The organism is Paenibacillus sp. JNUCC 34 (assembly GCF_058269055.1).
This window is the reverse complement of sequence record NZ_CM177770.1, coordinates 859,078-882,500: the sequence shown is the minus strand read 5'-3', so window position 1 is coordinate 882,500 and position 23,423 is coordinate 859,078. Positions and strand designations below refer to the sequence as shown.

28 protein-coding genes (1 of these 28 running past the window's edge) are annotated in these 23,423 nt (G+C 47.0%); 3 read left to right on the top strand and 25 right to left on the bottom strand.

What is annotated here, in order from left to right; genetic code table 11:
• Nucleotides 1–318, bottom strand: the 5' end (the start) of a protein-coding gene (locus AC2TF5_RS03920) for a hypothetical protein (RefSeq protein WP_491300955.1). Its footprint begins 561 nt before the window's first position; the window shows 318 of its 879 coding nt (coding positions 1–318); the start codon lies at nucleotides 316–318; the stop codon falls past the left edge of the window.
• A 120-nt stretch (nucleotides 319–438) separates the two neighbouring features.
• Between AC2TF5_RS03920 and AC2TF5_RS03915 the strand changes: the two genes are divergently transcribed.
• Nucleotides 439–873, top strand: coding sequence for a YgzB family protein (locus tag AC2TF5_RS03915; protein ID WP_241930728.1), 435 nt, complete (start codon nucleotides 439–441; stop codon nucleotides 871–873).
• A 107-nt stretch (nucleotides 874–980) separates the two neighbouring features.
• Here the strand turns inward: AC2TF5_RS03915 and AC2TF5_RS03910 are convergent, their stop codons facing one another.
• The 19 genes from AC2TF5_RS03910 to uptA all read right to left on the bottom strand — a co-directional run bounded on the left by AC2TF5_RS03910 (nucleotide 981) and on the right by uptA (nucleotide 16,191).
• A complete protein-coding gene (locus AC2TF5_RS03910) occupies nucleotides 981–2,693 on the bottom strand; it encodes a glycosyl hydrolase family 18 protein (RefSeq protein ID WP_491300954.1) in 1,713 nt (570 codons plus the stop codon).
• A 100-nt stretch (nucleotides 2,694–2,793) separates the two neighbouring features.
• Nucleotides 2,794–3,213: a peroxide-responsive transcriptional repressor PerR gene (perR, locus tag AC2TF5_RS03905; RefSeq protein ID WP_491300953.1), complete on the bottom strand. Its 420-nt coding sequence runs from the start codon at nucleotides 3,211–3,213 to the stop codon at nucleotides 2,794–2,796.
• 84 nt (nucleotides 3,214–3,297) lie between these two features.
• On the bottom strand, nucleotides 3,298–5,187 hold the full coding sequence (locus tag AC2TF5_RS03900; RefSeq protein ID WP_491300952.1) for a DUF4097 family beta strand repeat-containing protein: 1,890 nt from the start codon (nucleotides 5,185–5,187) through the stop codon (nucleotides 3,298–3,300).
• A gap of 189 nt (nucleotides 5,188–5,376) precedes the next feature.
• Nucleotides 5,377–6,090 (bottom strand): MgtC/SapB family protein, encoded by a 714-nt coding sequence (locus AC2TF5_RS03895; protein ID WP_491300951.1) that lies wholly within the window; start codon nucleotides 6,088–6,090, stop codon nucleotides 5,377–5,379.
• Nucleotides 6,091–6,142: 52 nt separating this feature from the next.
• Nucleotides 6,143–6,601: a GNAT family N-acetyltransferase gene (locus AC2TF5_RS03890; RefSeq protein ID WP_491300950.1), complete on the bottom strand. Its 459-nt coding sequence runs from the start codon at nucleotides 6,599–6,601 to the stop codon at nucleotides 6,143–6,145.
• A 225-nt stretch (nucleotides 6,602–6,826) separates the two neighbouring features.
• Nucleotides 6,827–8,266, bottom strand: a complete 1,440-nt coding sequence (gene gatB, locus AC2TF5_RS03885; RefSeq protein ID WP_491300949.1) for an Asp-tRNA(Asn)/Glu-tRNA(Gln) amidotransferase subunit GatB — start codon at nucleotides 8,264–8,266, stop codon at nucleotides 6,827–6,829.
• Nucleotides 8,267–8,295: 29 nt separating this feature from the next.
• On the bottom strand, nucleotides 8,296–9,750 hold the full coding sequence (gatA, locus tag AC2TF5_RS03880; protein ID WP_491300948.1) for an Asp-tRNA(Asn)/Glu-tRNA(Gln) amidotransferase subunit GatA: 1,455 nt from the start codon (nucleotides 9,748–9,750) through the stop codon (nucleotides 8,296–8,298).
• A gap of 23 nt (nucleotides 9,751–9,773) precedes the next feature.
• Complete coding sequence (gene gatC, locus AC2TF5_RS03875; RefSeq protein WP_491300947.1) at nucleotides 9,774–10,061, bottom strand: Asp-tRNA(Asn)/Glu-tRNA(Gln) amidotransferase subunit GatC; 288 nt, start codon at nucleotides 10,059–10,061, stop codon at nucleotides 9,774–9,776.
• Between the two features lie 140 nt (nucleotides 10,062–10,201).
• Nucleotides 10,202–10,585, bottom strand: coding sequence for an ATPase (locus AC2TF5_RS03870; RefSeq protein WP_491300946.1), 384 nt, complete (start codon nucleotides 10,583–10,585; stop codon nucleotides 10,202–10,204).
• A gap of 145 nt (nucleotides 10,586–10,730) precedes the next feature.
• Nucleotides 10,731–11,501, bottom strand: coding sequence for an ABC transporter permease (locus AC2TF5_RS03865; RefSeq protein WP_491300945.1), 771 nt, complete (start codon nucleotides 11,499–11,501; stop codon nucleotides 10,731–10,733).
• Nucleotides 11,498–12,421 carry an ABC transporter ATP-binding protein gene (locus AC2TF5_RS03860; RefSeq protein WP_241930737.1) on the bottom strand — a complete coding sequence of 308 codons (924 nt, stop codon included), beginning with the start codon at nucleotides 12,419–12,421 and terminating at the stop codon, nucleotides 11,498–11,500. Before AC2TF5_RS03860 ends, AC2TF5_RS03865 begins: the two co-directional genes overlap by 4 nt.
• Nucleotides 12,418–12,636 (bottom strand): PLDc N-terminal domain-containing protein, encoded by a 219-nt coding sequence (locus tag AC2TF5_RS03855; protein WP_491300944.1) that lies wholly within the window; start codon nucleotides 12,634–12,636, stop codon nucleotides 12,418–12,420. The genes AC2TF5_RS03860 and AC2TF5_RS03855 overlap by 4 nt, the downstream gene beginning before the upstream one ends.
• 33 nt (nucleotides 12,637–12,669) lie before the next feature.
• A complete protein-coding gene (locus AC2TF5_RS03850; protein WP_491300943.1) occupies nucleotides 12,670–12,876 on the bottom strand; it encodes a hypothetical protein in 207 nt (68 codons plus the stop codon).
• Complete coding sequence (locus AC2TF5_RS03845; RefSeq protein ID WP_208917780.1) at nucleotides 12,869–13,201, bottom strand: YxlC family protein; 333 nt, start codon at nucleotides 13,199–13,201, stop codon at nucleotides 12,869–12,871. Before AC2TF5_RS03845 ends, AC2TF5_RS03850 begins: the two co-directional genes overlap by 8 nt.
• A complete protein-coding gene (gene sigY, locus AC2TF5_RS03840; protein ID WP_491300942.1) occupies nucleotides 13,194–13,730 on the bottom strand; it encodes an RNA polymerase sigma factor SigY in 537 nt (178 codons plus the stop codon). The genes AC2TF5_RS03845 and sigY overlap by 8 nt, the downstream gene beginning before the upstream one ends.
• 269 nt (nucleotides 13,731–13,999) lie before the next feature.
• A complete protein-coding gene (locus AC2TF5_RS03835) occupies nucleotides 14,000–14,191 on the bottom strand; it encodes a hypothetical protein (protein WP_491300941.1) in 192 nt (63 codons plus the stop codon).
• Between the two features lie 189 nt (nucleotides 14,192–14,380).
• Nucleotides 14,381–15,007 (bottom strand): MBL fold metallo-hydrolase, encoded by a 627-nt coding sequence (locus AC2TF5_RS03830; protein WP_491300940.1) that lies wholly within the window; start codon nucleotides 15,005–15,007, stop codon nucleotides 14,381–14,383.
• Nucleotides 15,008–15,013: 6 nt separating this feature from the next.
• Nucleotides 15,014–15,580 carry a thioredoxin family protein gene (locus tag AC2TF5_RS03825; protein ID WP_491300939.1) on the bottom strand — a complete coding sequence of 189 codons (567 nt, stop codon included), beginning with the start codon at nucleotides 15,578–15,580 and terminating at the stop codon, nucleotides 15,014–15,016.
• Nucleotides 15,581–15,582: 2 nt separating this feature from the next.
• The gene (gene uptA, locus AC2TF5_RS03820) at nucleotides 15,583–16,191 is read right to left on the bottom strand and encodes an undecaprenyl phosphate transporter UptA (RefSeq protein ID WP_491300938.1); all 609 of its coding nucleotides are present in this window, start codon (nucleotides 16,189–16,191) and stop codon (nucleotides 15,583–15,585) included.
• A 150-nt stretch (nucleotides 16,192–16,341) separates the two neighbouring features.
• Here uptA and AC2TF5_RS03815 point away from each other — a divergent pair, with 150 nt between their 5' ends.
• Complete coding sequence (locus tag AC2TF5_RS03815) at nucleotides 16,342–16,656, top strand: hypothetical protein (RefSeq protein ID WP_491300937.1); 315 nt, start codon at nucleotides 16,342–16,344, stop codon at nucleotides 16,654–16,656.
• Between the two features lie 13 nt (nucleotides 16,657–16,669).
• Here the strand turns inward: AC2TF5_RS03815 and AC2TF5_RS03810 are convergent, their stop codons facing one another.
• The 5 genes from AC2TF5_RS03810 to yyaC all read right to left on the bottom strand — a co-directional run bounded on the left by AC2TF5_RS03810 (nucleotide 16,670) and on the right by yyaC (nucleotide 22,904).
• Nucleotides 16,670–19,009, bottom strand: a complete 2,340-nt coding sequence (locus AC2TF5_RS03810; protein ID WP_491300936.1) for an O-antigen ligase family protein — start codon at nucleotides 19,007–19,009, stop codon at nucleotides 16,670–16,672.
• A 391-nt stretch (nucleotides 19,010–19,400) separates the two neighbouring features.
• Complete coding sequence (locus AC2TF5_RS03805; protein ID WP_491302800.1) at nucleotides 19,401–20,576, bottom strand: class I SAM-dependent methyltransferase; 1,176 nt, start codon at nucleotides 20,574–20,576, stop codon at nucleotides 19,401–19,403.
• Between the two features lie 112 nt (nucleotides 20,577–20,688).
• Nucleotides 20,689–21,354, bottom strand: coding sequence for a DUF6483 family protein (locus AC2TF5_RS03800; RefSeq protein WP_491300935.1), 666 nt, complete (start codon nucleotides 21,352–21,354; stop codon nucleotides 20,689–20,691).
• Between the two features lie 161 nt (nucleotides 21,355–21,515).
• Nucleotides 21,516–22,307 (bottom strand): alpha/beta fold hydrolase, encoded by a 792-nt coding sequence (locus AC2TF5_RS03795; RefSeq protein ID WP_491300934.1) that lies wholly within the window; start codon nucleotides 22,305–22,307, stop codon nucleotides 21,516–21,518.
• A 57-nt stretch (nucleotides 22,308–22,364) separates the two neighbouring features.
• Nucleotides 22,365–22,904: a spore protease YyaC gene (gene yyaC / locus AC2TF5_RS03790; RefSeq protein ID WP_491300933.1), complete on the bottom strand. Its 540-nt coding sequence runs from the start codon at nucleotides 22,902–22,904 to the stop codon at nucleotides 22,365–22,367.
• A gap of 180 nt (nucleotides 22,905–23,084) precedes the next feature.
• Here yyaC and AC2TF5_RS03785 point away from each other — a divergent pair, with 180 nt between their 5' ends.
• Nucleotides 23,085–23,309 (top strand): DUF1128 domain-containing protein, encoded by a 225-nt coding sequence (locus AC2TF5_RS03785; protein WP_208917768.1) that lies wholly within the window; start codon nucleotides 23,085–23,087, stop codon nucleotides 23,307–23,309.
• Nucleotides 23,310–23,423 lie beyond the last annotated feature (114 nt).

Genomic DNA, 23,423 nt, shown 5'->3' with positions numbered 1-23,423 from the left:
AGCTAATCGCCCTTCGGTGTCGCTTATAATATCCCCATCCAAGAAACATTTTAATAACACATTATCTTGTCCGGATAAAAGACTCTGCTGCAATTCGTCGATTCCAACACTCAGCACCTGACAATGTACTCCGCGCAGAATAGTATGCTGAACCGCAGGTTTGTCGAACTCACCTTCATAAACAACAACAACATTGATATCAAAATCATGAACCAGCGAACCGTGAAACGTATTATCCAAGTTACGATAAGCGATTGCCCCCACTGCTTCCTCGTCAACCGAATTGCTATAATAAAAAGAAAAGTTGGTTAGTTCCACGATTCCCTCCATACATTCCTTGGCGAATTTAGGTCAATTCAGTTATAATGTAATTCTACATGTCCATGTAAGTTCCTTCTTTTATAGAATAACTATTTGAATGACAGGAGCACTTAATCCATGATCTTTAAAACCGCAAAGATTAACGCTTTTCGCACCTGGGGTCTGCTGCTGACTATGATCGGCATGGGACTGATGGTGCTAGGGACAGCCGGTATCGTCTTTTGGGGACAAGCCGGTAAAGTGGTAGCTGGTATAGGTCTTGTGCTAGGTCTGATTACGATGATGGGCAGCCTCGGCATTTACTTCTGGGCAGGCATGCTTTCTACAAGCGCTGTACAAATCCAGTGCCCAGATTGCGCGAAGCAGACGAAAATGCTAGGAAAAACCGACCGCTGTATGTTTTGTAGAACGATGCTCACGCTGGATCCTAACATAGCAAATGTAACAGCAGAGGAGCTTGAAGCTCAGCATGCTACAGCTAAATCGTCCGATGCATCCGAAACTACAGTGATTGGCACTGAATCTGGCAACGGCAGCACACAGAAAGTTTAAGAACAAAACACCTTGATGGCAACTAACAGTAATTCTGAAATAACAAAGAACCGACTCACCAAATGGTGGCCGGTTCTTTTTATATACACTTATAATGATTAATGAGTTCACTTATGAATTCCATTTAAAACTTCCCATGCTTCCGGAACAGCAAGATTTCGGTTCCAAGAGGCCAGCCCACCCAGTTGCAATGATTTTGCCAGTTCTACTCGGGCTTTGAGCGAGGTCTCATCCTCAATCCAAATCTTCTTTAATGTTTTTCCTACTTTATACTCTACATAATTCTGTCCCGTAGCCTCGTCGAACCGAGGTTTTAGCTTCTTCTCTTGAATTAAATTCCGGATCTTGTCCATACCGAAGGCTTTCGAGGATACCTTCCCCCCTCCGTTCTCGCCCTCTTCCGTCCATATTCGTGTATATAATGGAACAGCGAGAATCAGCTGGGAAGACGGTACATCATCTTCTTCAATTATTCGCTGTATTGTACCTTCTGACCAAGACAGTGAAGAAACCGATCCTGCTTTTGGACTGGAAGCCCAATGCTCGTCGTAAGACATCACAATCATATAATCCACAGCCTGAGCAAGCTCACGGCGATCTAGGAAGGCGGACCACATCTCACTACTGGACTTTGGAGTCACATCAATAGATATAATTAATCCTTTAGCATGTGCAAGAGGCTTCATTTCCCTCATAAACTGCACCAGATTTTCTTTATCTTTGGTATATACATTTTCAAAATCGATATTGATTCCGTCCAGCTTGTACTTCTCGGCATATTGCAGCATTTGATCGATAACACGGGATCGGCGGTCAAATGTGGCTAGAACCGATGTGGTGATATCTGGATCAAAGCTGTTGCTTAGGAGTCCCCAGACCTCCATGTTTTGTCCATGAGCCCATGTTACATAGTCCGGGTCCGCCTTCGACTCAACTTCCCCTTCCCCATCCACAATGCTGAACCAAGTGGGACTAACTACATTAATACCAGGAAGCTTACCTATCGCTTTCGGATCGGGTTTTCTTGAATAAACAGCTTCCCACACCAAATTAACCGGCTTCCCCTTCCAATCCGTATCCGCCCTTGAGGAAGGAACAGCTACATCTGCAATCTTTTTCTCACCATCCAGCTCGGTTTCGTCTATCTTCACATAACCCGTAAAACCATTATCCGTCTGTACATAATACCAACCCTGCTCTTGGCTCCACACACGGATCCGCTCTCCCTCAGGCATATCCATGAGAATCGGAGCTTTGATGGTAGGACTCTCCCGCAGAGCAACTGTTTCTCCGCTCTTGTCTGGCTGTGCTTTTGCAAGCGATATTTGGTCTCCGGCATTCATAAGAATAACCGCGCCTGTTTCCGCATCTTGATGTACAGCAATACCGTAAGCCTCTTTCAGAGGAGCGATCGGAACATAGACCACTCCATTGGTTTGTTCAGAAACTTCGGAAAAAGATACGGTTTTGCCATTCTTTTTCCCCTCCTTGCTGTCCATCTTCATTTGTACAACGGACGAAGCGGTCGTTATAATGACTGATTTCGTTGCTTTTTCGTACCGTATATGCGAATCAACTGTTTCTTGCAATACAGGCAGAGGCAGCTTCAAATCCTCTCCTGAACCTATGGCCGAATAATCCATCAGGTTGCCCTTTACAAATATAGGTTGATTTATGCCACGCCAGTCTGGCTCTGTATGGCTTGAGTTCGGAAGCAAATCTGTTACCACCCACCAAAGTCCAGCCGCGATCAGAATTACGCCAAAAAATAACGACTTCCTCCCGCTGCGGCGCCTTCTGGGTCTCCTTCTACCTGTCAATGAATGTTCCCTCCAATACTTTACCCAATACTTAGATACTACATTAAAAACAAAAACGTGTGGAATCTGTCATTCCGCACGTTTTATTGAGAACAGATATTTATTTACAGGACTTGCAGATCCCATACAGTTCCATTCGAAGTCCTTTAACCTGAAATCCCGTGCTCTTCTCAGCCTGATGTTCCACATCCGCTAAAGAAGGGTAACTGAAATCCTCTATTTTGCCGCATTTTTCGCATATCACATGATAATGGTCAGAAACATTGGCATCAAATCGACTGGAGTTATCACCGTAGGTAAGTTCACGTACCATGCCCGCTTCGATAAACATTTTTAAGTTGTTATATACTGTAGCTACACTCATACTTGGAAATTTCGGTTCCAGAGCGCGATATATATCATCAGCCGTCGGATGAGCCATCGATTCCACTAGGTAGGCTAAAATCGCATGACGTTGCGGTGTAATGCGGACACCAGTAGTTTTCAATTGTTCCAGTGCGTGCTGCACGGACGTTGCCATGTATGTCCACCGCCTTAAGTTAGATTCTCAAAAGAAAGCTGATACGCAGCTTTTTTTCATTGTACGGCTACCTTCTGAATTTTGTCAATGCGGAAGCGGAGTCAATCCCCGTTCAGTATGTCCTTTTTCCGCTGTGGGATAAGTCTTATAAATATTAAGATCACTATTCCCTTCAATTTTTATACTGTACTCACCGGTTCCCGCCGTACCTATAATCGACTTTTGCTCCACCCTGAGACTAGGTAGTTCCGTCTGAATGCTTCCGTAACTAATAACACCTTCCAGTTCATAGTCCCCTTCTTCAGGAATTCTTACATTCATCACACCGACGGCACTGTAAACACTCCAATCTCCGCCGATGGTTCCTGAACGCACATCAATACTTCCGTTGAGTGATTCGGCTGTTAGATTCTCTTCTGCACCATAAACCATAATATTTCCATTTCGGGTCTTTACATCGATCTCCTTAGCAAACCTCTTAACAATAATATTACCTACTTGCGTGGTTAGGGAGCCATTTCCTGAAACGTCATATGCCTTCACACCTCCACGATTGGTGGACAACTTAATGTTACCGGTAATCCCGCGCACATTAATATCACCGTTTAGCGTTTTTCCGGTAACGTCACCATAAACACGGCTTAAAGTTATTTGCCCATTTCCGCTCTCCATCGATATATTGTCAATTGCCTCTACATTCAGCAAGGACAAATCACCGTTCATCGTCCGGATCTCCAAGTTAAACCGCCGATCATCAGGGATTGCAATTTCCATGTTCATTTTTGGTTGTCTTTTTCCGGATTGACCATAGGCCTTTCCCTTAGCCCGAATAACAATGGTATTACCTTCGTCCGCTTCAACCGTTGACTGTTCTGCAATCGCTTCGGCCAGCCCTTTCTCCTCCTGATCTACCCAAACCTCTGTATTTACAACAATATGCTCGACATCGGACCGGTACATCGTTATATCTCCGTTCAAGTGATCCACAATAATCTTTCCGGTGTTGAGCGCTACCGGAATTTCCAACGTTTTTTTCTGAAACTTGTTGTCTGCCGCCTCACTATAATCCACTCCAGCGGCCGTCAAATTGAGACTAACCCGGTTCCAAAGATGCAGAAAGTGCTCCTGTTGTGATACAACGAAAACAGAGGCTACAAGACATACAGTTAGGATAACTCCCCGAAAATCAGGACGGAAACGAAAATTACCCTGGCGTCCTAGAGCACGGGATATTGTGTATCGAAGCAAATATTCGATTCCCCATATGATGAAAAGTAACGGCCACCATTTTAGCAGCAAAAAAATATGATCTGTCCCATTCCATTCATCTGCGAGCAAAAGGGCTCCTGTAAAGATGAGCAGCACGGTAGCTGTATATCGTCCGACTCTGATTTTGTGCTTCATCGCGATCACAATACCACATATCATGAGCAGCACAGCTGAAATCATTGTACCGTAATCACGAATTCCGATTTGCAGCCACTGTGGTTTTTGATGAAACAGAATAAGAAGCACCCCACCGCCAACGAGCATCAATCCAAATGAAAGTCCCCGTTCTCCATGAAACGGATTTCTTCCTCTCGTCACTTCAGCATCATGAATTGATAAGGTCCCGACTTCCCCACGGCGACGCCGGGACAGTATATAATCCGCTGCCTGAAGAACATCAAAAACATTATAGAAATATCCGAGAGGAATCAGCAGACCTAACAAAATAAGCAAAGGTACATTAATCTGCATACCAATGGAGGAGAAGTACAGCAAGGCCGATATATCAAGCATCAGCAGCATGATAAATGTAATACCCTTGCGATACAAACCAAGGTAGACATGTCCCATCCCCGGAAAGAGTGCGGCAAGCAGCAGAGCAGGGAATTTCCGCCTTCTTCGCAGAAGCCCAGGATGCCTTTCCACGGTCATCCTTCTGCCCGGCTTCTTTTTGTTCATTGGTGTTTGATGTTCTGGCACACTCATGAATCTTCTCCTTTCCGCTCATTGGCAAGCATTCTTTTCTTGATAGTACCCCATTCTGAATCATGAGTAACTGTAAAAAACTAGTTACTCTATACAAAACAAATCATTCAGTCCTATCAAAGTTCATTATTAGTTATGCCAAAAAACGCCACTGCCCTTGTTAATCAGGGGGTGGCGTTTCTCTGTGATCTATTCCGCGGTCACCATCGTCACTCCGCCCATATCACGGACCTGCTTCGTCAGTTCTACGGGATCGAAATTCCGGTCCGTCAGTACCTGAAGCGAAATTTCCACACCTAGAACAGCCGGCTGAATCTCGCCATAAGGGATTGCGCTTCTTTCGTTCACAATCAGTTTCTTAATAATGAAGCCCTCATTTTTAAGCATGGCTGATATACCATCAAGAAGTCCTGGGGCATTCGCTGCGTGTATCGTAATTAAGTGCAGTTTACTGCCCCGGATATAGCGCTGCTCCAATTTATTAAATACGATCAGATTAAGTAGAATAAGTAATGTGGAGACGATAGCCGCAAAATAAAAACCCGCTCCTATAGCCAGCCCAATAGCACCAACCACCCAAATAGACGCAGCCGTGGTAAGGCCGGTTATTGATTTACCGGTAAACAAAATCGTTCCCGCTCCGAGGAAACCAATTCCTGTAATAACAGCTGTAGCCAGACGCGCCGGGTCAATCCGAACATTCACTTCGTCTATAAAATCAGCAAAACCATAAATCGAGAGCAGCATAATGAGCGTTGAGCCCAGACATACTAAGATATGTGTCCGCAAACCCGCCGCATGATTGGAGCGTTCGCGTTCCCATCCAATCAATCCACCCATCAGCATGGAGAGCAGCAGACGCAGCAGGATGTTTAAATTATCAATAACCCAAGGATTACTCAAAAATAATGCCTCCTTTTCCCCGATGTAAACTCTCCTCTTCTGAACAGAAGCTTTACTTCAATAAAAGATGAAACTCCGTTAATTCTACCCCAGGCGCCACCTCAAAGGCGTCTTTTGGCTGAAATCCGAACCTCTCATACAAACGAACGGCTGGGGTGTTCTTCGTACCAGACGATACAATAAAGAGTGGGGCATCACAATACGTGTCCAGTACATGCTGAATAAGACCTCCGGCAATCCCTTTTCGGAAGTGGCCAGGGTGCACCATCATTCTTGAAATGGTTACCTGATCTTTTTCAAGTTCCACCGCGATAGCACCCATTAATTCTCCATCATCACTTACATTTCCATAAAAAACTTCTCCAGAGGAAGAAATGGTTTCGAATGTGTCCAGCAGCGGCGGCAGATCTGTAAATCCGATCAATTCTGCCTCTAATGGATAAGCCATATGCTGTAAAGCCCATATTTGCTGAACCGTGTCACGATGCTCCAGTGATAAAGTACGTATCATTTCCTCTCTCCTCCTGCAATCTGGACTCCTTTTGAAGTAGGGCAGTACTTAATATATAGTCCCGTTGAAGACAAATCATAACAACAAGCAGAATCGACATCGCCATCCAGTACAAGATAGCAGTCCTTCTCTAAGAATAAAAGGGCTTTAAAATCCGCAATCATCTTTGTTCAGAAAAAAGAACTCGCCTGATGACAGGCAAGCTCCTTTTTCACAATAAAATCATCAGCTGTTCAGCACATCAGCCAACAGCTTATTGACGAGTGCCGGATTCGCTTTACCTTTACTTTCTTTCATAACTTGACCGACCAGGAAGCCAATGGCTTTCTGCTTACCGGCTTTATAATCCTCTACCGACTGTGGATTAGATGACACCACCTGCTCAACAATGGTCTTGATGGCACCTTCATCACTGATCTGAACAAGTCCTTGTTCTTCCACGATCTGCCCAGGGAGTTTCCCCGTCTCGAGCATCGCTTTAAAGACAGTCTTCGCAATCTTGCTGCTGATTGTCCCTTTCTCAATCAGACCGATCATTTCGCCCAGACCCTGTCCGGTGATTTTCACCTGCGCCAGCTCAAGGTTGTTAGCATTGAGGTAACCCATCAGTTCACCCATGATCCAGTTGGATACGGCTTTTGCGTCCTGTGTGTAGTTCAAGCTATCCTCAAAAAAATCAGCCAAAGGTTTAGAAGAAGTAATAACTCCTGCATCATAATCAGGCAGCCCGTATTCCGATGTATACCGAGCCTTACGGGCATCCGGCAATTCCGGAATGGTCGCACGGATCTCTTCCTTCCACTCTTCGCTAATGTGTACAGTCACCAGATCCGGATCCGGGAAATAGCGGTAGTCATGGGCCTGCTCCTTGCCGCGCATCGACAGCGTTTTGCCCTGTGCTTCGTCCCAGCGGCGAGTTTCCTGAACGATGATTCCACCTTCGTCGAGAGTCTCGGCCTGACGATATTGTTCATATTCCAATCCGCGCTGAACGCCGCGGAATGAGTTCATATTCTTAAGCTCGGCCTTCGTCCCCAATTCTTTCTGTCCCCATGGACGCAGACTGATATTGGCGTCACAGCGCAGCGAGCCTTCCTCCATTTTGACATCAGATACGTCACAGTACTGCATAATCGCGCGTATCTTCTCAAGATAAGCTTTTGCTTCTTCCGGTGAAGTGATCTCCGGTTCAGATACGATCTCCACAAGCGGGGTTCCCACCCGGTTGAAATCGACAAGCGATGCATATCCTCCGTCGACATGCGTCAACTTGCCCGCATCTTCCTCCAAATGGAGGCGTGTGATGCCGATCCGTTTTGTTTTGCCGTCCACTTCGATATCAACCCAGCCGTTCAAGCCAATAGGCTGATCGTACTGCGAGATCTGGTAAGCTTTTGGTGAATCCGGATAAAAGTAGTTCTTACGGTCAAACTTGCTGATATCTCCGATCGTGCAGTTGAGTGCCATCGCCGCTTTCATGGCATATTCGACAGCCTGTCGGTTCAGTACCGGCAGTACACCGGGATGCCCCAGACAGATCGGACAAGTATGTGTGTTTGGCGGGGCGCCGAATTCCGTGGAGCAACCGCAAAAGATTTTGGAATTCGTATGCAGCTCAACGTGCACCTCCAGCCCAATCACCGTTTCATATTTAGATGTAGACATGTCTCGTTCCCTCCTTCTCTGCCGTCACTTTACAGCGCAGGCCGCTGTTTGTGGTGTTCTGTATTTTGTTCATAGGCGTGTGCAACACGCAGTACGGTGGACTCGTCAAAGGCTTTACCGATCACCTGCATTCCTACAGGCATTCCTCCTGCAAAACCACAAGGCACACTAATAGCCGGAACGCCGGCGAGACTGACCGGAATCGTCAAAATATCATTTAAATACATCGTCAACGGATCATCAACCTGCGCGCCAAGCTTAAAGGCCGTTGTAGGTGCTGTTGGTCCGATGATGACGTCATATTTCTCAAACACTTGGTCGAAATCCTGTTTAATCAGGGTACGAGCTTTTTGGGCCTTCAAATAATACGCATCGTAATAGCCTGAGCTGAGCGCATATGTTCCGAGCATAATCCGGCGCTTGACCTCATCACCAAAACCCTGACTGCGGGATTCATGGTACAGATCCAGTAAATTGCCCGTATCCGCACGCTGACCGTAACGAACTCCATCGAAACGGGCCAAGTTTGAAGAAGCTTCTGAAGAAGCGAGCAAATAATAGGTCGCTACAGCGTATTCTGTGTGAGGCAGGGATACCTCTTCCCAAACAGCGCCCATTTCTTCAAGGACCTTCAGTGCATTAAGCACGCTCTCTTTCACTTCAGCATCAACGCCTTCACCCAAGTACTCCTTAGGTACGGCAATCCGCAGGCCGGAGATATCTCCGGTCAGAGCGCTTGAATAATCCGGAATGTCGACTTTTGCAGAGGTTGAATCCATAGAGTCATACCCCGCAATTGCCTGAAGCACATAAGCGGAGTCTTCCACATTTTTAGTGATAGGTCCGATCTGATCAAGTGACGATGCAAAAGCGACCAAACCGAAACGCGATACAAGGCCATAGGTTGGTTTCAAACCAACAACACCGCAATAAGAAGCAGGCTGGCGGATCGATCCGCCGGTATCCGATCCCAACGTAAAGTAAGCTTCGCCCGCAGCAACCGCAGCTGCAGATCCGCCGCTTGAGCCTCCGGGCACCCGCTCTAGATTCCACGGGTTACGAACTGGATAAAAGCTCGAATTCTCGTTGGATCCGCCCATGGCGAATTCGTCCATGTTCAGCTTGCCGATCGTTACCGTATCAGCCGCACGTAACTTAGAAGTTACTGTTGCATCGTAAACCGGATTAAAGTTGGATAGGAACTGGCTTGCACACGTCGTGCGGATCCCCTCTGTCACAATGTTATCCTTAATGCCAACCGGCAGGCCGAACAGTGGACCGCGGGCTTCTCCCGAGGCCAGCTTGTCATCAAGCTGCTTGGCTGCAGAACGTGCTCCGTCCTCATTCAGGGTAATATAAGCTTTCACACGGTCTTCGCGTTCTTGTATATTTTGAAACGCCTGATCCACCAAATCGCTAACCGACAGTTCCTTCTCTTGCAGCTTGTTATGTATCTCCGATAATTTATAATCAAACAGACTCAAGTTGAGCATCCTCCCTTCAGGTTCTATTCCAATACCGCCGGTACTTTAAACTGTCCATCTTCCTCATCCGGCGCATTGAGAAGAACCTTCTCAATCGGGAGGCTTTCACGGACCTTGTCTTCACGCATCACATTGTTGAGATGCAGAACATGAGTTGTTGGCTCCACACCATCGGTGTCCAATTCATTTAACTTCTCTGCATATTGTAAAATCGCGTTCAGCTGACCGGTGAACATCTGCTCTTCCTCCGGCGTCAAATTCAGGCGGGCCAGCTTGGCCACATGCTGAACGTCTTTCGTTGTAATACTCATGAAATTCACTCCTCTTTCTTCCCCTTTCAAAGTAAAGGGATAAAGTCTGCGGATAACTTTTCTCATTATATTGTAGAAGCATGGACAATTCAATCATCAGGGGGGAGGTTCAAAAAAGAGCCGGCTCTAGGCCGACTCTCTTAAATCCAAGCTCGAAGATTTACTTGTTTGATAAAGTCTGCCTGTGACAGAGTTTCTTGGGTTTCTTCCTCTTCCTCTTCAGCTGATTCCAACTCGCCGTTCATCACTTGATAAAACAACTTTTCATTATATGTCGACAGAGCGAAATCGATGAGCGCTTCCCGCTCGATCCGCTCGGCTTCCTGCTTCAACACGACGGATTCCAGTTCGATATCCTCAGCTGGAACGAAAAAATTACGGTTGAGAAACGGAATCCTAATCACGTAATCGAACACGTTGTCCGGATTTCGGTCGTATGCAATTATATAAGCATGCTCACCGATCGGAAGATTCTGCTCAAAGGTGTCCTCGACGATTGTAATCTTTTCCCCTAAACGCAGCATCGTCTTACCTCCTGAGATGTCATTCTTTTATCTCAATAGTCTACTAAAAAGTGATAGAAAAGTCCATGTTGTTATAAAAGAATATACAACCCGAAAGACCCAGATGGTAAGACAGATCAGTCCCAAGTCTAAAAAATAAGCTTAACTATCCGGGAAGAGTGTTTCTTCTGAGCAGGAAAGCAGCTACAGCTATCGACAACAGCATAATCATAATGGAAAATGCTGCTGGCACATAAGCGGATCCCGCTCCTCCGATTAGCCACTCGGCCGCGATGCTGCTAAGACGTCCAGGACTCCATTTCATCTGAGATGGGAATAATCCGGAAAGGAGCGATAAAAGAGCTGCCACCGCCAAGCTGATAAACGCTGCTGCCGGTCCTTTCAAGACAGCGCCAAGCGGAAGAACGAGACTGAGTATCCCGCCAAGCCATAGTGTATACAGTCCGCCTGAAGCTGCGATGCGGCTCCATTCCAGCGGACCGATCAACTCGGCAGTATAATAAGCCGATCCGGCTATACCAAGTCCGAAGGAGATCACAAGCAATGTCATCAATGCTCCCCATTTGGCGGTAATCATAGCTGCTGGAGATATGGAACGGGCCAGCAGCAGCTCCCCGGTCCCAGAAATTCGTTCGCCGGCTACGGTATTCATACCAGCCAGTACAAGCACAAGCAGACCGATCAAGCTGTACTGACTGAGTGTCTGTACCACAACTTCACTTGGCGCTGGCATCTTAAACAAGGCCAAGGCTTCTTCCGGCATATTTGCCGACATCGACAGTATTTCGGGCATATAATAAGTAGAAACCGGCTGCATGATGCCGAGGAGCAGGAATACAACTGGAACCCAGATGAATTTATAACTGCGAATAATTTCGAGCATCTCTTTCTTATAACATATCCATAAACCTCTCACCCGCTCACCACCTTCATGAACATATCCTCTAGTGATGACGTTCCCGCTTCAAAACGCACAAGAGGGAGAGCCTTCGTTGAAATCTCTTCCATCAACGTACTTCTAGCAGCTGTTACATCATCCACAGTCAGTTTCGCCCAATCTCTACCGATCTCGGCATCTGTCACAAAGCTTCTTGTTGTAAGAGATTTCAGCCACTGTGTTCCATTACCTTCAGGCTCAATGGCGACATAAATAACCGGCTGACGGTATTTGGCACGCAACTCATTCAATGATCCCTGTTCCGCAATCATACCGTCAACCATGAACACCATCTCATCACAGATTTCTTCAGCATCATGCAGAACATGGGTGGAAAATAAGATGGTTATCTTGTCGCCACTCAGTTCACGGATCATATCCATCACTTCCCTGCGACCAAGCGGATCGAGAGCTGAGACCGGTTCATCGAGCAAAAGAAGTTCCGGCTCATGTACGAGAGCCTGTGCAAGTCCGAGCCGCTGCTTCATTCCACCGGAATAACCAGATATCCGCCGCTTGGCAGCATCTTTCAAACCTACTAGCGCAAGGACCTCATCCGTCCTCTCCGATGCCTTTCTTCCTCGGAGACCTGATATTTCCGCGCTGAAAATGATATACTCTCGTCCTGTCATCCATCCGTAAAATTTAGGATATTGCGGTAAATAACCGATCCGGTTCCGCCAGCTGTCCGTCTGCTGGTTTCCCGCATATTCTACCGATCCGCTGCTCGGCTCCATCAAACCAGCCAACATACGAAGCGTCGTCGTTTTACCAGCTCCATTCGGTCCAAGGAGTGCTGTGCATGAGCCCCGCTCAATTTGAAATGATATTCCCTTCACTGGCGAAATGCTTCCGAAATTCTTTTTCAAATTTCGTACTTTTAACAGACTGCCGTTCATGTATTCTTCCTCCCAGCAACAAAATACGCAACACTTCCGAAAATACTAATCAACAAAATAATAAACACCCACATCAGCTTGCTTCCCCTTATATCTTCCGGCTCCGCTTTGTACAATGATATTAATGCCGTCACCGCAAGAATGATCTGAAGTCCAATAAGAGGCCATATCAATCCCCAATTGATATCCATGTTAAATCCCCAGTTGATATCCATGTTAAATCCTCCTTTTTTCAGATCATGAGATCTCTATTTCTTTCGTCTTGGCCTAATGACAATGAACCAGTAAAGAATAAGCGGCAGCGGCATTGTCGTGGACCCCCATATTCCCCAGAACCAGGCCATTTTTCCCAGCCCACGTTTCCTTGCATCCGTAAAAAGGCATAGCCCCTGTGAAAGAACAAGGATTGTCATTCCAACCAGAACCCATACAGGTACCTCACTTACATCATTCATGAAAATCCCTGCTTCCTCTGGAAGTAAGCGATACCGTTAAGATCACAGCACCAATCAGCATACTACTTCCGTGGATCAACAACAGCACAACAGGATCCCACCATGCTGCAACAAAAATAGCGCTGACGATAAATAAAGCTACCAACAGAAAAATAAAAAACTCTTTTCTCCATCTCCGCTTCTGATTCGCCAGTGTATGGACAGCCAATTCATTAAAATCAGCTAACGAAGGTGTAGGCTCATCAAAAGCAGAGTCCATACGGTTCAGTTCTACCTTCAAGTTCGCAATAAATTGTTCATCTTCTTGATCCGGTATTTTAGACATCCGAGTTCATCTCCTTCCGCAATGATTTGATGCCGTAGGCTGTTCGTGATTTTATCGTTCCCGCGGGAACACCTAGCATATCCCCAATCTCCTCATAGCTGTAACCGTAATAATGCTTTAGTAAAATGGCTATCCGATGGTCATCAGATAAACGAGATAGTGACTCCATCAGATCGTTCCACTCTTCGTCGCGGTTTTTAAGCTGCCAGCGCATCCTTCGGATTCCCTGTTCCCGTTCATTCAGTAGCCACTTTTGTTCCCGCTTCCGCCGCCTAACTTTATCCACATAAATACGGGTAGCAATCGTAATCATCCATGAGGAAAAGGAAGATGAGCCATTGTAACGTCCTATATTTTCCATACAGCGGATAATCGTATCCTGTGCTGTATCCTCAGCAACGGACGGATTCATGGTGACTTTAAGCAAATATTTATATAAAAAGGAATAATGCTGCTGAAACAGCTGCGCCATAGCTGTGGTGTCGCCCTTTTTCGCCAGACGGATTACTTCCTCATCTTCACCTTTCATACGATCTTGATCACCTCTTTCGCATTCCTATGGTAATACGATTAGCTCCCTGAAATCGTTCAATACGTCCGTTGAAAAAATGATAACAGAGATCAAAATAAAATAGCAAAATGCTAAGCGCATATCCAACTAAGCTCACCAAGAGTACAAAAAGAAAGCAGGCTACCCGAGGATAAATCCCTTAGATGGCCTGCTTTTTCTGTTACTAGTAGCTGTTTCAACAATGTTCAAAAATCATATCTGGGACAATCCCGTTTGCTGTATGTATTTCACTTATTCTGACGAAACTTCTCCAATCTATCCTGCCATGGCTGAGACCCAGACTCATTCCCCCGGAATAATCTGTGCCATACCACAGATTTCGTCAACTGAATGTCAGGACTGTTTACAGCTGAGCTTTCATTTTCGACATGCCTTACAGCACTAATCTCCATAAGCTGCAGTAACCTATTATCCTTCATTCCTAATCCCCCTAATGGTAGACCTCACCCCAAAAATGGCCACAAAAATAAAAGAACGCAAACCGGGATTATAATTCCACAGTCTGCGTGCTTCGCAAAGGTAACATTTAGTTAACATTATTGTATCAATCTTGTCTTACCTTGTCCAGACAATTCTCTCGAATTTTGTCGTTTTCAGTTCATATAACATCAGTTGACGTATGGATTTTGTTGTTTCTCGAATCCTATCGTCGTGCGGGGGCCGTGGCCTGGATACACAATTACATCATCTGGAAATTTGTAGAGTGTATTCTGGATGGAATCCAGCAGATCTCGCTCTCTTCCACCAGGTAAGTCTGTACGCCCTACTCCCATACGGAACAGAACATCACCGGAAAACAGATGATTTCCATTTAGAAAGCTGACGCTTCCCGGCGAGTGTCCCGGTGTATGGTACACCGTAAAGGTGTGACCGATCAGGTTCAGCTTCTGTCCGGCAGCCAGATCATATTCTGCAGGATCTGTGGATAACGGTGGGCTTACTTGCGGCCACATTAATGAACCGTTCAGCTTCGGACTGCCCAGCCAGTCCCTTTCTAGATCGTGAAGATAAACCGGACAACCCTTCAGCTTCCGAATTTCCTCAACACCGGCCATGTGATCAAAATGAGCGTGGGTCAGCAAAATCGCTTCAATCTCGATATTCGCGATCCGTTTGAGCAGCGGTCCCGGATTCATACCTGGATCAATGATCACAGCTTTGCCTTCCTCCGAGCCAGTCAAAAGATATGCGTTCGTCTGCAGGGGTCCAAGGTTAAATGTTTCAATATTCAGCATATCTTCTTAAAACCCTGAAATCAGCTCGCGCAGTTCAGCTATGATAACCGCATGAGCTTCATTTCCTTCCCCATAAGCCTTAATCATATCTTGACGGACAGCCCCAAGCTTCTCTTGGTAGTCCGGAGCCTCACGATCACTGTTGTCCTTCTTGAATTCAATCATAAACCGCTGCACATGCTCAGGCCGGGGACCCCACTGACCAAGTACATGTCCTCCGGTATCCGCAAAAATGACAACGGGAACAGAACGTCCTCCCATAGTAAGAAACTGATCCATCACATCCAGATGCTGCTCCATAACGAGTACTTCCGTCTCCATCCCAGCCGTTTCAAGCGCCCGGAAAACAACCGGCACATTACGAACGACATCACCGCACCAATCGGCTGCAATAATGAGCACACGAAGATCATCCCTGAAATTCAGACTTTCAAAAAATTCCCGGTCCTCTTCAATGCTCCAGAAGAATTGATCATAGCCTGCTTGAAAATCTTCCTTGTTCTTCTCCATACCTTCCATAAACTGCTTTGGTGAAATGCCGGTACCGAATTTGTGAGCCAGATTAACTGCCATGCTTAAGACCTCCTTTTTTTTGATTTATACCACTTAATCACAAAATAAATTATAATTAATACCAAGGCGCCGAGCAGGAACTCACGTACAAACGGAGATGCTTTTTCGTTAATATTCTCCCATTGGTCACCCAGCACTAGCCCCAGGTATAAAAATAACGCTGTCCAAGGGATGACTGCAAGTGTTGTCAGTAACGTAAAGCGCCATACATTCATTTTGGAGATACCCGCTGGAATGGATATCGCATGCCGAACGACAGGAACAAAGCGCGCTGTAAATATAACACCTGTACCGTATTTCTTAAACCACTCTTCGGAATAATCGATATGTTTCTTCTTAATTAATATATACTTCCCGTATTTCTCCAAAACAGGCCTGCCGCCGTAGCGTCCGATCCAGTAAACAAACAGCTGTGCAACAACTCCCCCAACGGTACCGAATATCATAGCCCCGAAGAAGTTGATTTCTCCAATGGAAACCAGATATCCACCGTATGCGAGCACAATTTCGCTAGGGATGACTTCCATCATTAGACCAAGCATAATACCGAAGTAACCCAAGCTCTGGATCCAATCAAACAAACGGCCAACTATATCGTAAACAAAATCCACGATTTCCCCCTCTTCCTAAAGCACATTTATCCTTAATATTAGCCTATTCTAACATACCTCTGGACATGCGTTCTAGTCCGCCCAATTGATCTGAAGCATGTGACTTCCGCCCGGACTTTCACATATGGTGAAGTAAAAGGAGTGAGCAACATGCATTCATCGCACGCGAAGCAGGTTGGCGGCCGCCCTCCGACACCGAGAGGTATACGCCGTGCCTGCAGCAAGGAATTGTATCGTACAACAAAGCGACTGAAGCAATATATTTCGCCGGAGCTGCTGAAGCAGGGGGAAGATCTTTATTACCGAAAAGTGATAGGCAATCTGATCTGGATCCACGATAACTATAGTAATAAAAAGGTTCTATGTGACTGGTGGGAAAAAGAGGTGTGCGGTGAGCTTGCCGAGCTCTGGGAAATGCCTGAAAAACCGCTCGCCTCCGCCTTTAGGGATGCTTTTGGCGGATAACTAGCGGTCTTTATCATCTCGCATTGGGCGTGATAAGTACGAGAACGTCCTTCATGACGTTGACGTTTATTCGAAGATTGGATTCCGCAATCCGTTGCTTCAACTTCCTTCCTTCCTGTTCGGCTTGAATCGTCATTCTGAAATCCCTGTCATTTCTGACAAGAGGATTTCTTACCATCGCCTCGACCGATTGTCGATACAAATCGTAAATCTCCAAAGCGGAATAAGTTGTGCGTACAGCGGCTCTGTTGTTCCCGAAAGCCCACTGGTTCTGGGCCAATTGAGCCAGGGAAAGAATCGCCTGGGTCTGCTTCACCGTATGATAACGATCTCTCTCTATACTGATCTTATACCATACAGCGGCCTGTCTGGAATTTCCGCTCATCGCGTGTAATTCGGCCATCTGCCAAGTAAGTGCCGGATGTCCCGGTGAGCGGGCGAGACTTCGATTCAGCAGGTTAATCGCCTCCTCCGCAGGCAGCAGCTCGGCGAGCTGTGCAGCTGCTTCTGTTGAAGCAGGGTTCCAACGCATCGAAGTCTCCAGAAGCTGCTTGCGTTCTTCCCGATTAACTGTGTATAGCGCCTGTTCGTAATAGCGGTTTCCCATCCAATAGGATGAAGCAAGAGCCGTCCATGCCGTTAGACATACCATACCTGTTATACAGAGAACATGGTGCAAACGAAATTTTGGAATGAAGGAGATCAGATGGCAACGGGATGTGCGGAATACTTCCGTCGTGCGTTTCAAGACTGCTGCTTGTGAGGCATCTCTGCCGGTCTGCCCCGCTCCCATGGCTGCCAGCCAAAGTATAAGAAGCCACACCAGTCCAAAACTCCAATCAAAGTCAATGATACTGTGAATCATCAGAACGGAAAAAGGAGGCACCAGAGACGGACAAGTTGTTCTTAATCGAATTGCCGACATCAGCAATAAAATAAATACCATAAGTGAACCAATCACTCCGGTATTTAGCAGCAAATCGATGTATCCGCTGTGCACTTCAGCCCCGACGTAAGGCTGTGACTGAATGGAGCGGTATGAAAGTCGCCATGTGTCACCACCACGTCCAAGCCAAGGCGCTGATGAGAACAATCCCCATGCATCCTGGTACATCAATTGACGGGCACTCATCGTCTCTGCTCCGCCGAGGCGGGTCTTTACACGCGATAGAACCGTTGCAAAAGCGATGACATAAAGAGCGGATGACATGATTAATACAACCGGCTGACGATAGCCAGTGACAGATGCCGGGACGGAGACGATACTGGATGCAACGCTGAAGGGATGATTAAAGGACGTCCTGACGGTGGTGACTGGTGCAGTGCCCCGGGCGGTGTCGGTGGATGGACTATCGGCGGTGATAGGTGCCGGAACGGGGTCTGAGCCTTGGATGATGACAGCTGGCAGGCTAACAGCTTTGTCATGAGGCGGGCCGACGATGGTGTCGGGAGCAGAGGCTGGGCCGGGAGAGCTGCGCAGCCCCCGCCACAGCAGCAGGCCGGCAAGCACGCTGCCGGCCCAAAGCCCGGCCAGCCATAGCAGGCCGGGCAGCACTACCGGAGCCAGCTGGGCTTCAGCCAGCTGGCGGTAGAGCAGTGCCGCGCCTGCGACGGGCGCGGCACTTGCCGCCAAGAGCGGCGCTACCCAGCGCCGCTCTGCGGCCAGACCGGCCGCGCACGCTAGTAGCGCCGCAAGCCAGGCGCCGCGCGACTCCGTCAGGAGCAGCGCGGCGGTGTAGGGCGCGAGCGGCAGCAATGCTGCCGCGGCGCGAAGCGGGCTTGCCCGCCCCCCGAGCGCGGCGGGCAGTGCGAACAGCCGCTCGAGCAAAAATGCGGCCATCACCACCCCGAACGTGTTCGGGTATTGCAGCAGCCCCCCCAGCCTCGCGCCAGTAGCACTAGCCTCAAGATTAGCCGAACGAAAGAACGCGTGCGGCAAATCCAACAGTCCATATACGGCCAGCAGAGCGCTGCCGCATAGAATCATCCCCGTCATATGCCACACCAAACGCAGCATCCTCTTTCCTTCTCGGTCCCCGCCAATCATCCAGAGAGCAATCCCAACCGACCCGAACAGTCCCCAGCGTATGATCTCATTCCCTGTACCCTCTGCGGATATCAAACCGTTCATCCCATGCCATATATAGATGATTAGTATTCCACCAGCGCACACCAGAAGGGGAACGAGCAGACTATTGTGTTGAGTCGGGAAGTGGAGCTTATTACCGGCCAGCACATATCCAGCAGTCAGCACCATGCAGGCTATTCCCCACATGATACTTACTCCATATAAATCCTCATCAAAAAATAGACCTGCTCTCAGGCTGGCCATCCCCATCACTAGTATCAGCATTATTATTCCACAGCGTCGAACAAGGAGGTTCGTCATTACCCTTTCGCCCTTTCCGCGGGTTATTCGAATGAAGCAGATAAGAATTCTGTTCGGCTTCTTACCGTTTTCTGATCCCAAACACCCATTAAGGAAAGTGGGATACCTCTCCATTGTGGTCGAGCAGCAAACATTGTATTCCCTAAGCATCTATTTGTGCAAACCACCGTACTTGTCAGGCGAATCTACCAAAGGCGAGGTGTGGCGTTGCTTAACAGAGGGCGACTACAAAAAATAGGCCAGCCAGAAATCTCTGGCTAACCTGATCATACAAAAAAACGGCTCGCACCTTTGGAGCTTACACTCCAAGGCCGGACCGCTTAGCCTATCAGTATTGTACGTGAACTTATTCCTATCAAGACTTCGGTAGCAAATCCCGGCATGCATTTTCCAAATACGGCGAGGCATTAAGGAAGTCTCTAAACGCCGTATATTCCTGCCACAGTTTATTTTTGTCTCCGGCTGTTCCCTTGACCGCACGAATCAAAATGTTTTTCGGAGTATGCTCCAAATCAATGAACTCCAGCAGTTGAGTACGATACCCCATCAAATCAAGCAGCTTGGCACGGATACCATCTGTTGCGAGCGCCGAGAAGCGTTCCTTCAAAATTCCATGTGACAGGAGCGGCTCCATCACAGGACTGTCCACCTGGGAGAACAACTCATGCTGACAGCAAGGTACCGATAAAATAACAGATGCACCCCAGCGGACTGCTTTTTCCAAGGCGGCATCCGTTGCCGTGTCACAGGCATGAAGCGTTACTACCATATCAACCTGCTCTAATTCATCATAATCCGCAATGTCGCCGACAAGAAACCGCAGTTGCGAATAATTCAGCTTTTTCGCCAGCAAACTGCAGTGTTCGATAACGTCCGCCTTTAGATCCAATCCGACGATTTTCAGCGATCTTCGCGCGTTGACCGCCAAATAATGATAAAGTGCAAACGTAAGATACGATTTACCACAGCCAAAATCAACAATGGTGAGCGGCCGATCTTCAGGCAGATGAGGGAGCACATCTTCTACCATTTCTAGAAAACGATTGATCTGCTTAAACTTATCGTACTTCCGAGCAAAAACTTTACCCTCATCGTTCATTATACCGAGCTCCACCAAAAATGGGACAGGTGTTCCTTCTTCAAGCACATACGTTTTTTTACGATTGTGGGCCAAGTCACTTTGAGTTTTAGTTGGTGACTTGGTCAGAATGGATACCTTGTACTTTTTGGATATAAGCACTTGGTAGTCTGCTTCCGGTGTACAGATAATCGCTTGACGGAACGTCTCTTCCAAAAGCTTGATCAGAGCAGCCTCCGCTTCATCGGAGGGCAAGTTCTGATGTGTCACCTTGTTTCCAGAAAAATAGGCAAACTGATAATAAAGCTTGTTTTTCAATTCGACGGGTTTAACCGTCACCTTCGTATAAGAAACCCCTTCCCGCTTACGCAGCTGGCTGAGGGTGGCCGTAATCAATGATGTGTTATCAATGATTTGGTGAATAAGTTTACGCAGTGCATCCAAAAGGTACATCTCACTTTCATGTTGTATTTGCAGCCCGTTAAACCACATTATTTATGATAACATCTCCGGTCAATGCTGCCCAATCAGGTGGCTTGAATGCAGTGAACCATCAATAGGGGTTCTAGGACTTCGTCACATGAGAATAACGCAGTTTCAGTTCTTCAAGTCCTTCCTGAACTTCCGTTATAGGAAGCCTTCCTCGTTCCAACTCATCCTTATCTACGGCCAGAAGACGTTCATAAAAAAGCCTTCCCTCCCGATAATCTGCCGCTTCTCGTTGCAGAAGCCGGTATAGACTGTCCTCCGCTGCCGCATATTCACCTTCTCTTTCCGTATAAGTAAATAAAAGGCGTTCCGTCTCGTCAGGCAAACCATGGGGGCGTACACGTTCCAGAAGCTCATTGATCCTGCGCGGCATGTCCAGCAAATGTCGATCTCCACCATGCATAGAAGCGGACAAGTATAAATGAAGAGCCTTCACCAACAGAGTATTCCCATCCTCCAGTCGATCCATATCCAGATAAATATCAGCTTCTTCCTCCAACAGCCTTGCCGCACTTTGCAGCTTATCGGCCTCAACGACCTCACCGCTGCGGAACAGCTGAACGATATCTTCTGCTGACAATGATTTCAACAATTTGGAATTGAGACGGAATTGGCGGCTCAGCATTTCGTTAATTTCCAAAAGAGCCTCGTTATGCTTTTTCTGCTGCTTTAAGCCAAATACTTTGGATATCATCTGCGTCATTTCCTCCACAAGACGGAGGAGATAATCTTTCCGATACATTCCGCTTCCCCATTTCTTGACTAATCTGTTATTTCAATCTAGATAGATTGTAAAAGATCGCCCATCATATTACCAGTACCAGCAATTCCCCTTCATTGTCGTGAAAAAGCCGGAGGCTCTTCTCCTCCGGCTATAGCTCTTTAATCCGTGCTTATTGATGTTTAAGACGAATGAACATGATCTAAAAATGAATGAATGACTTTCCCTAGCTCCTCAGGTTCTTCCATCATACTCATGTGACCCGCTTCTTTAATTACACTCTGGGTTATGTTCGAGTGGTCTATTGTAAAGACACGCTCTGACGGTATGAGGCCGTCTTTCTCTCCTGCAACAAGCAGAACAGGAAGTGCTGTTGAAGAAAGTACATCCCTCCGGTCAGGCCGCACACGCATCGCAAGCGCTGCGCCGATAGCTCCTTGCGGTGGCGTTAAATATCCGATTTCTTTCGCTTTCTGAATACATTCCGGTTTTCTGTTCTCCATTCCAGGTGCAAACAAACCTGGAATGAGTCCGTCCACAAAGTTTGTAATTCCTTCTCCCTGAATGACGCTTACTGCCTTCACTCTTTTCTCCTTGGCTTCATCCGAATCCGGGTAACCTGTAGAGTGAATCAGGCCACACGCATTCAACCGCGAAGTGTATCGCTGAACAAATGACAACGTAATGTATCCACCAAGAGAATGTCCAAGCAATGTGGCCTTCTGAATATCCAGCTCATCCATCAGCAGCAGTACGTCATCAGCCATCTGTTCAATGGTATAAGGTCCCACAGGTGCGTCAGAGCGACCATGACCTCGAAGATCCGGTGCAATGACCCGGTAACCGTTCAGATATGGCAATACCTGTTCCCAGTAAGAAGAGCTTCCGCAATAACCATGAAGCAAAATAACCGGCTCTCCGCGTCCCTGTTCCAGATAGCATATCGTATTGCCGTTGCATTTTACTTTTTCCATTACGAAACCCTTCTTTCTATAGATAAGCACTTCGTTAACCCGGCTGAAACGCCTGCCTCAAGTACTAAGGCCAAAGGCGGATGCGGCCGCATGTGCGATCTTTTCAGCCATTGTCATAACCAGATGAAGAGAAGTAACCTGCAAAGTCCAGTAAGGCTTAGGTCCCTGTACATTAACAACCGCAGCTATACTGTAGTGACCAACCGAAGGAAGTGGTTTTCCCACAGACTGAGCTGGATGGAGCGGACCTGCAGATCCAAAGAAAAAGCTAACGGAGGAAGGCTGTCCCAAGCAAGCATCAATCGCGATTACAGTACTTCCTTCCGGAATGTCCTGCAGCCTTGTCTCTAGATTACAAGCGTCACAAGGGTCAGGAAGTGTACCGATAACGTGCGGAAATCCATATTCTAGCAGTCTGCTTCCTGTCAGTGGTCCTAGCGCATCACCTGTTGAACGATCTGTCCCGATACATAAAAATGTGACTTGGTCCATTGAATGCTGCTGAGATATGTCCGTAAAAAAACTTTGCAGCTGCTCTCCCGACAATTTGGTTTTCGTCACAGGCGGAGCCTGCTGAAAACCCACATAATCGCCCATTGCCTTCCCCCTTCACGGTATATGTATTTGCTGCGAATCTCACTATAATCTGTGAACCTATAGTTTCCCTGATTTTACCCTAACCGGAGCACGATGGCAAAAACATTGGTTCGTCTTGCAGCAACATGGTACAATACAGGGACGTAAACCCGTTATCAAGTGAGAGGAATGGTGCCAATCATGGATCTAAATGAGAAATCTCAGGAAAACATTGAGTATATGATCGAACAAATCAAATTAAAGCTACGCATGGCTTCAGCGGCCGCTATGCAGGCCTCGGCCTTCTCCAAGGATCAATATGAAGATATACGTGATTTGTATGATATGGTTATGAGCAAGAACACACTGAGCATATCCGAGGTTGAAGCGCTCGTATCCGAGTTGGGACGCCTGCGCGGAAATTGATCACGTCTTTGTACATTACTTAAAAGCCCCCATACGACTCTTCTACTACAGAGAGTCGTGTGGGGGCTTTTAGTATCATTTATTAAGGCATATCAATAACGTTAAATTCTGTTT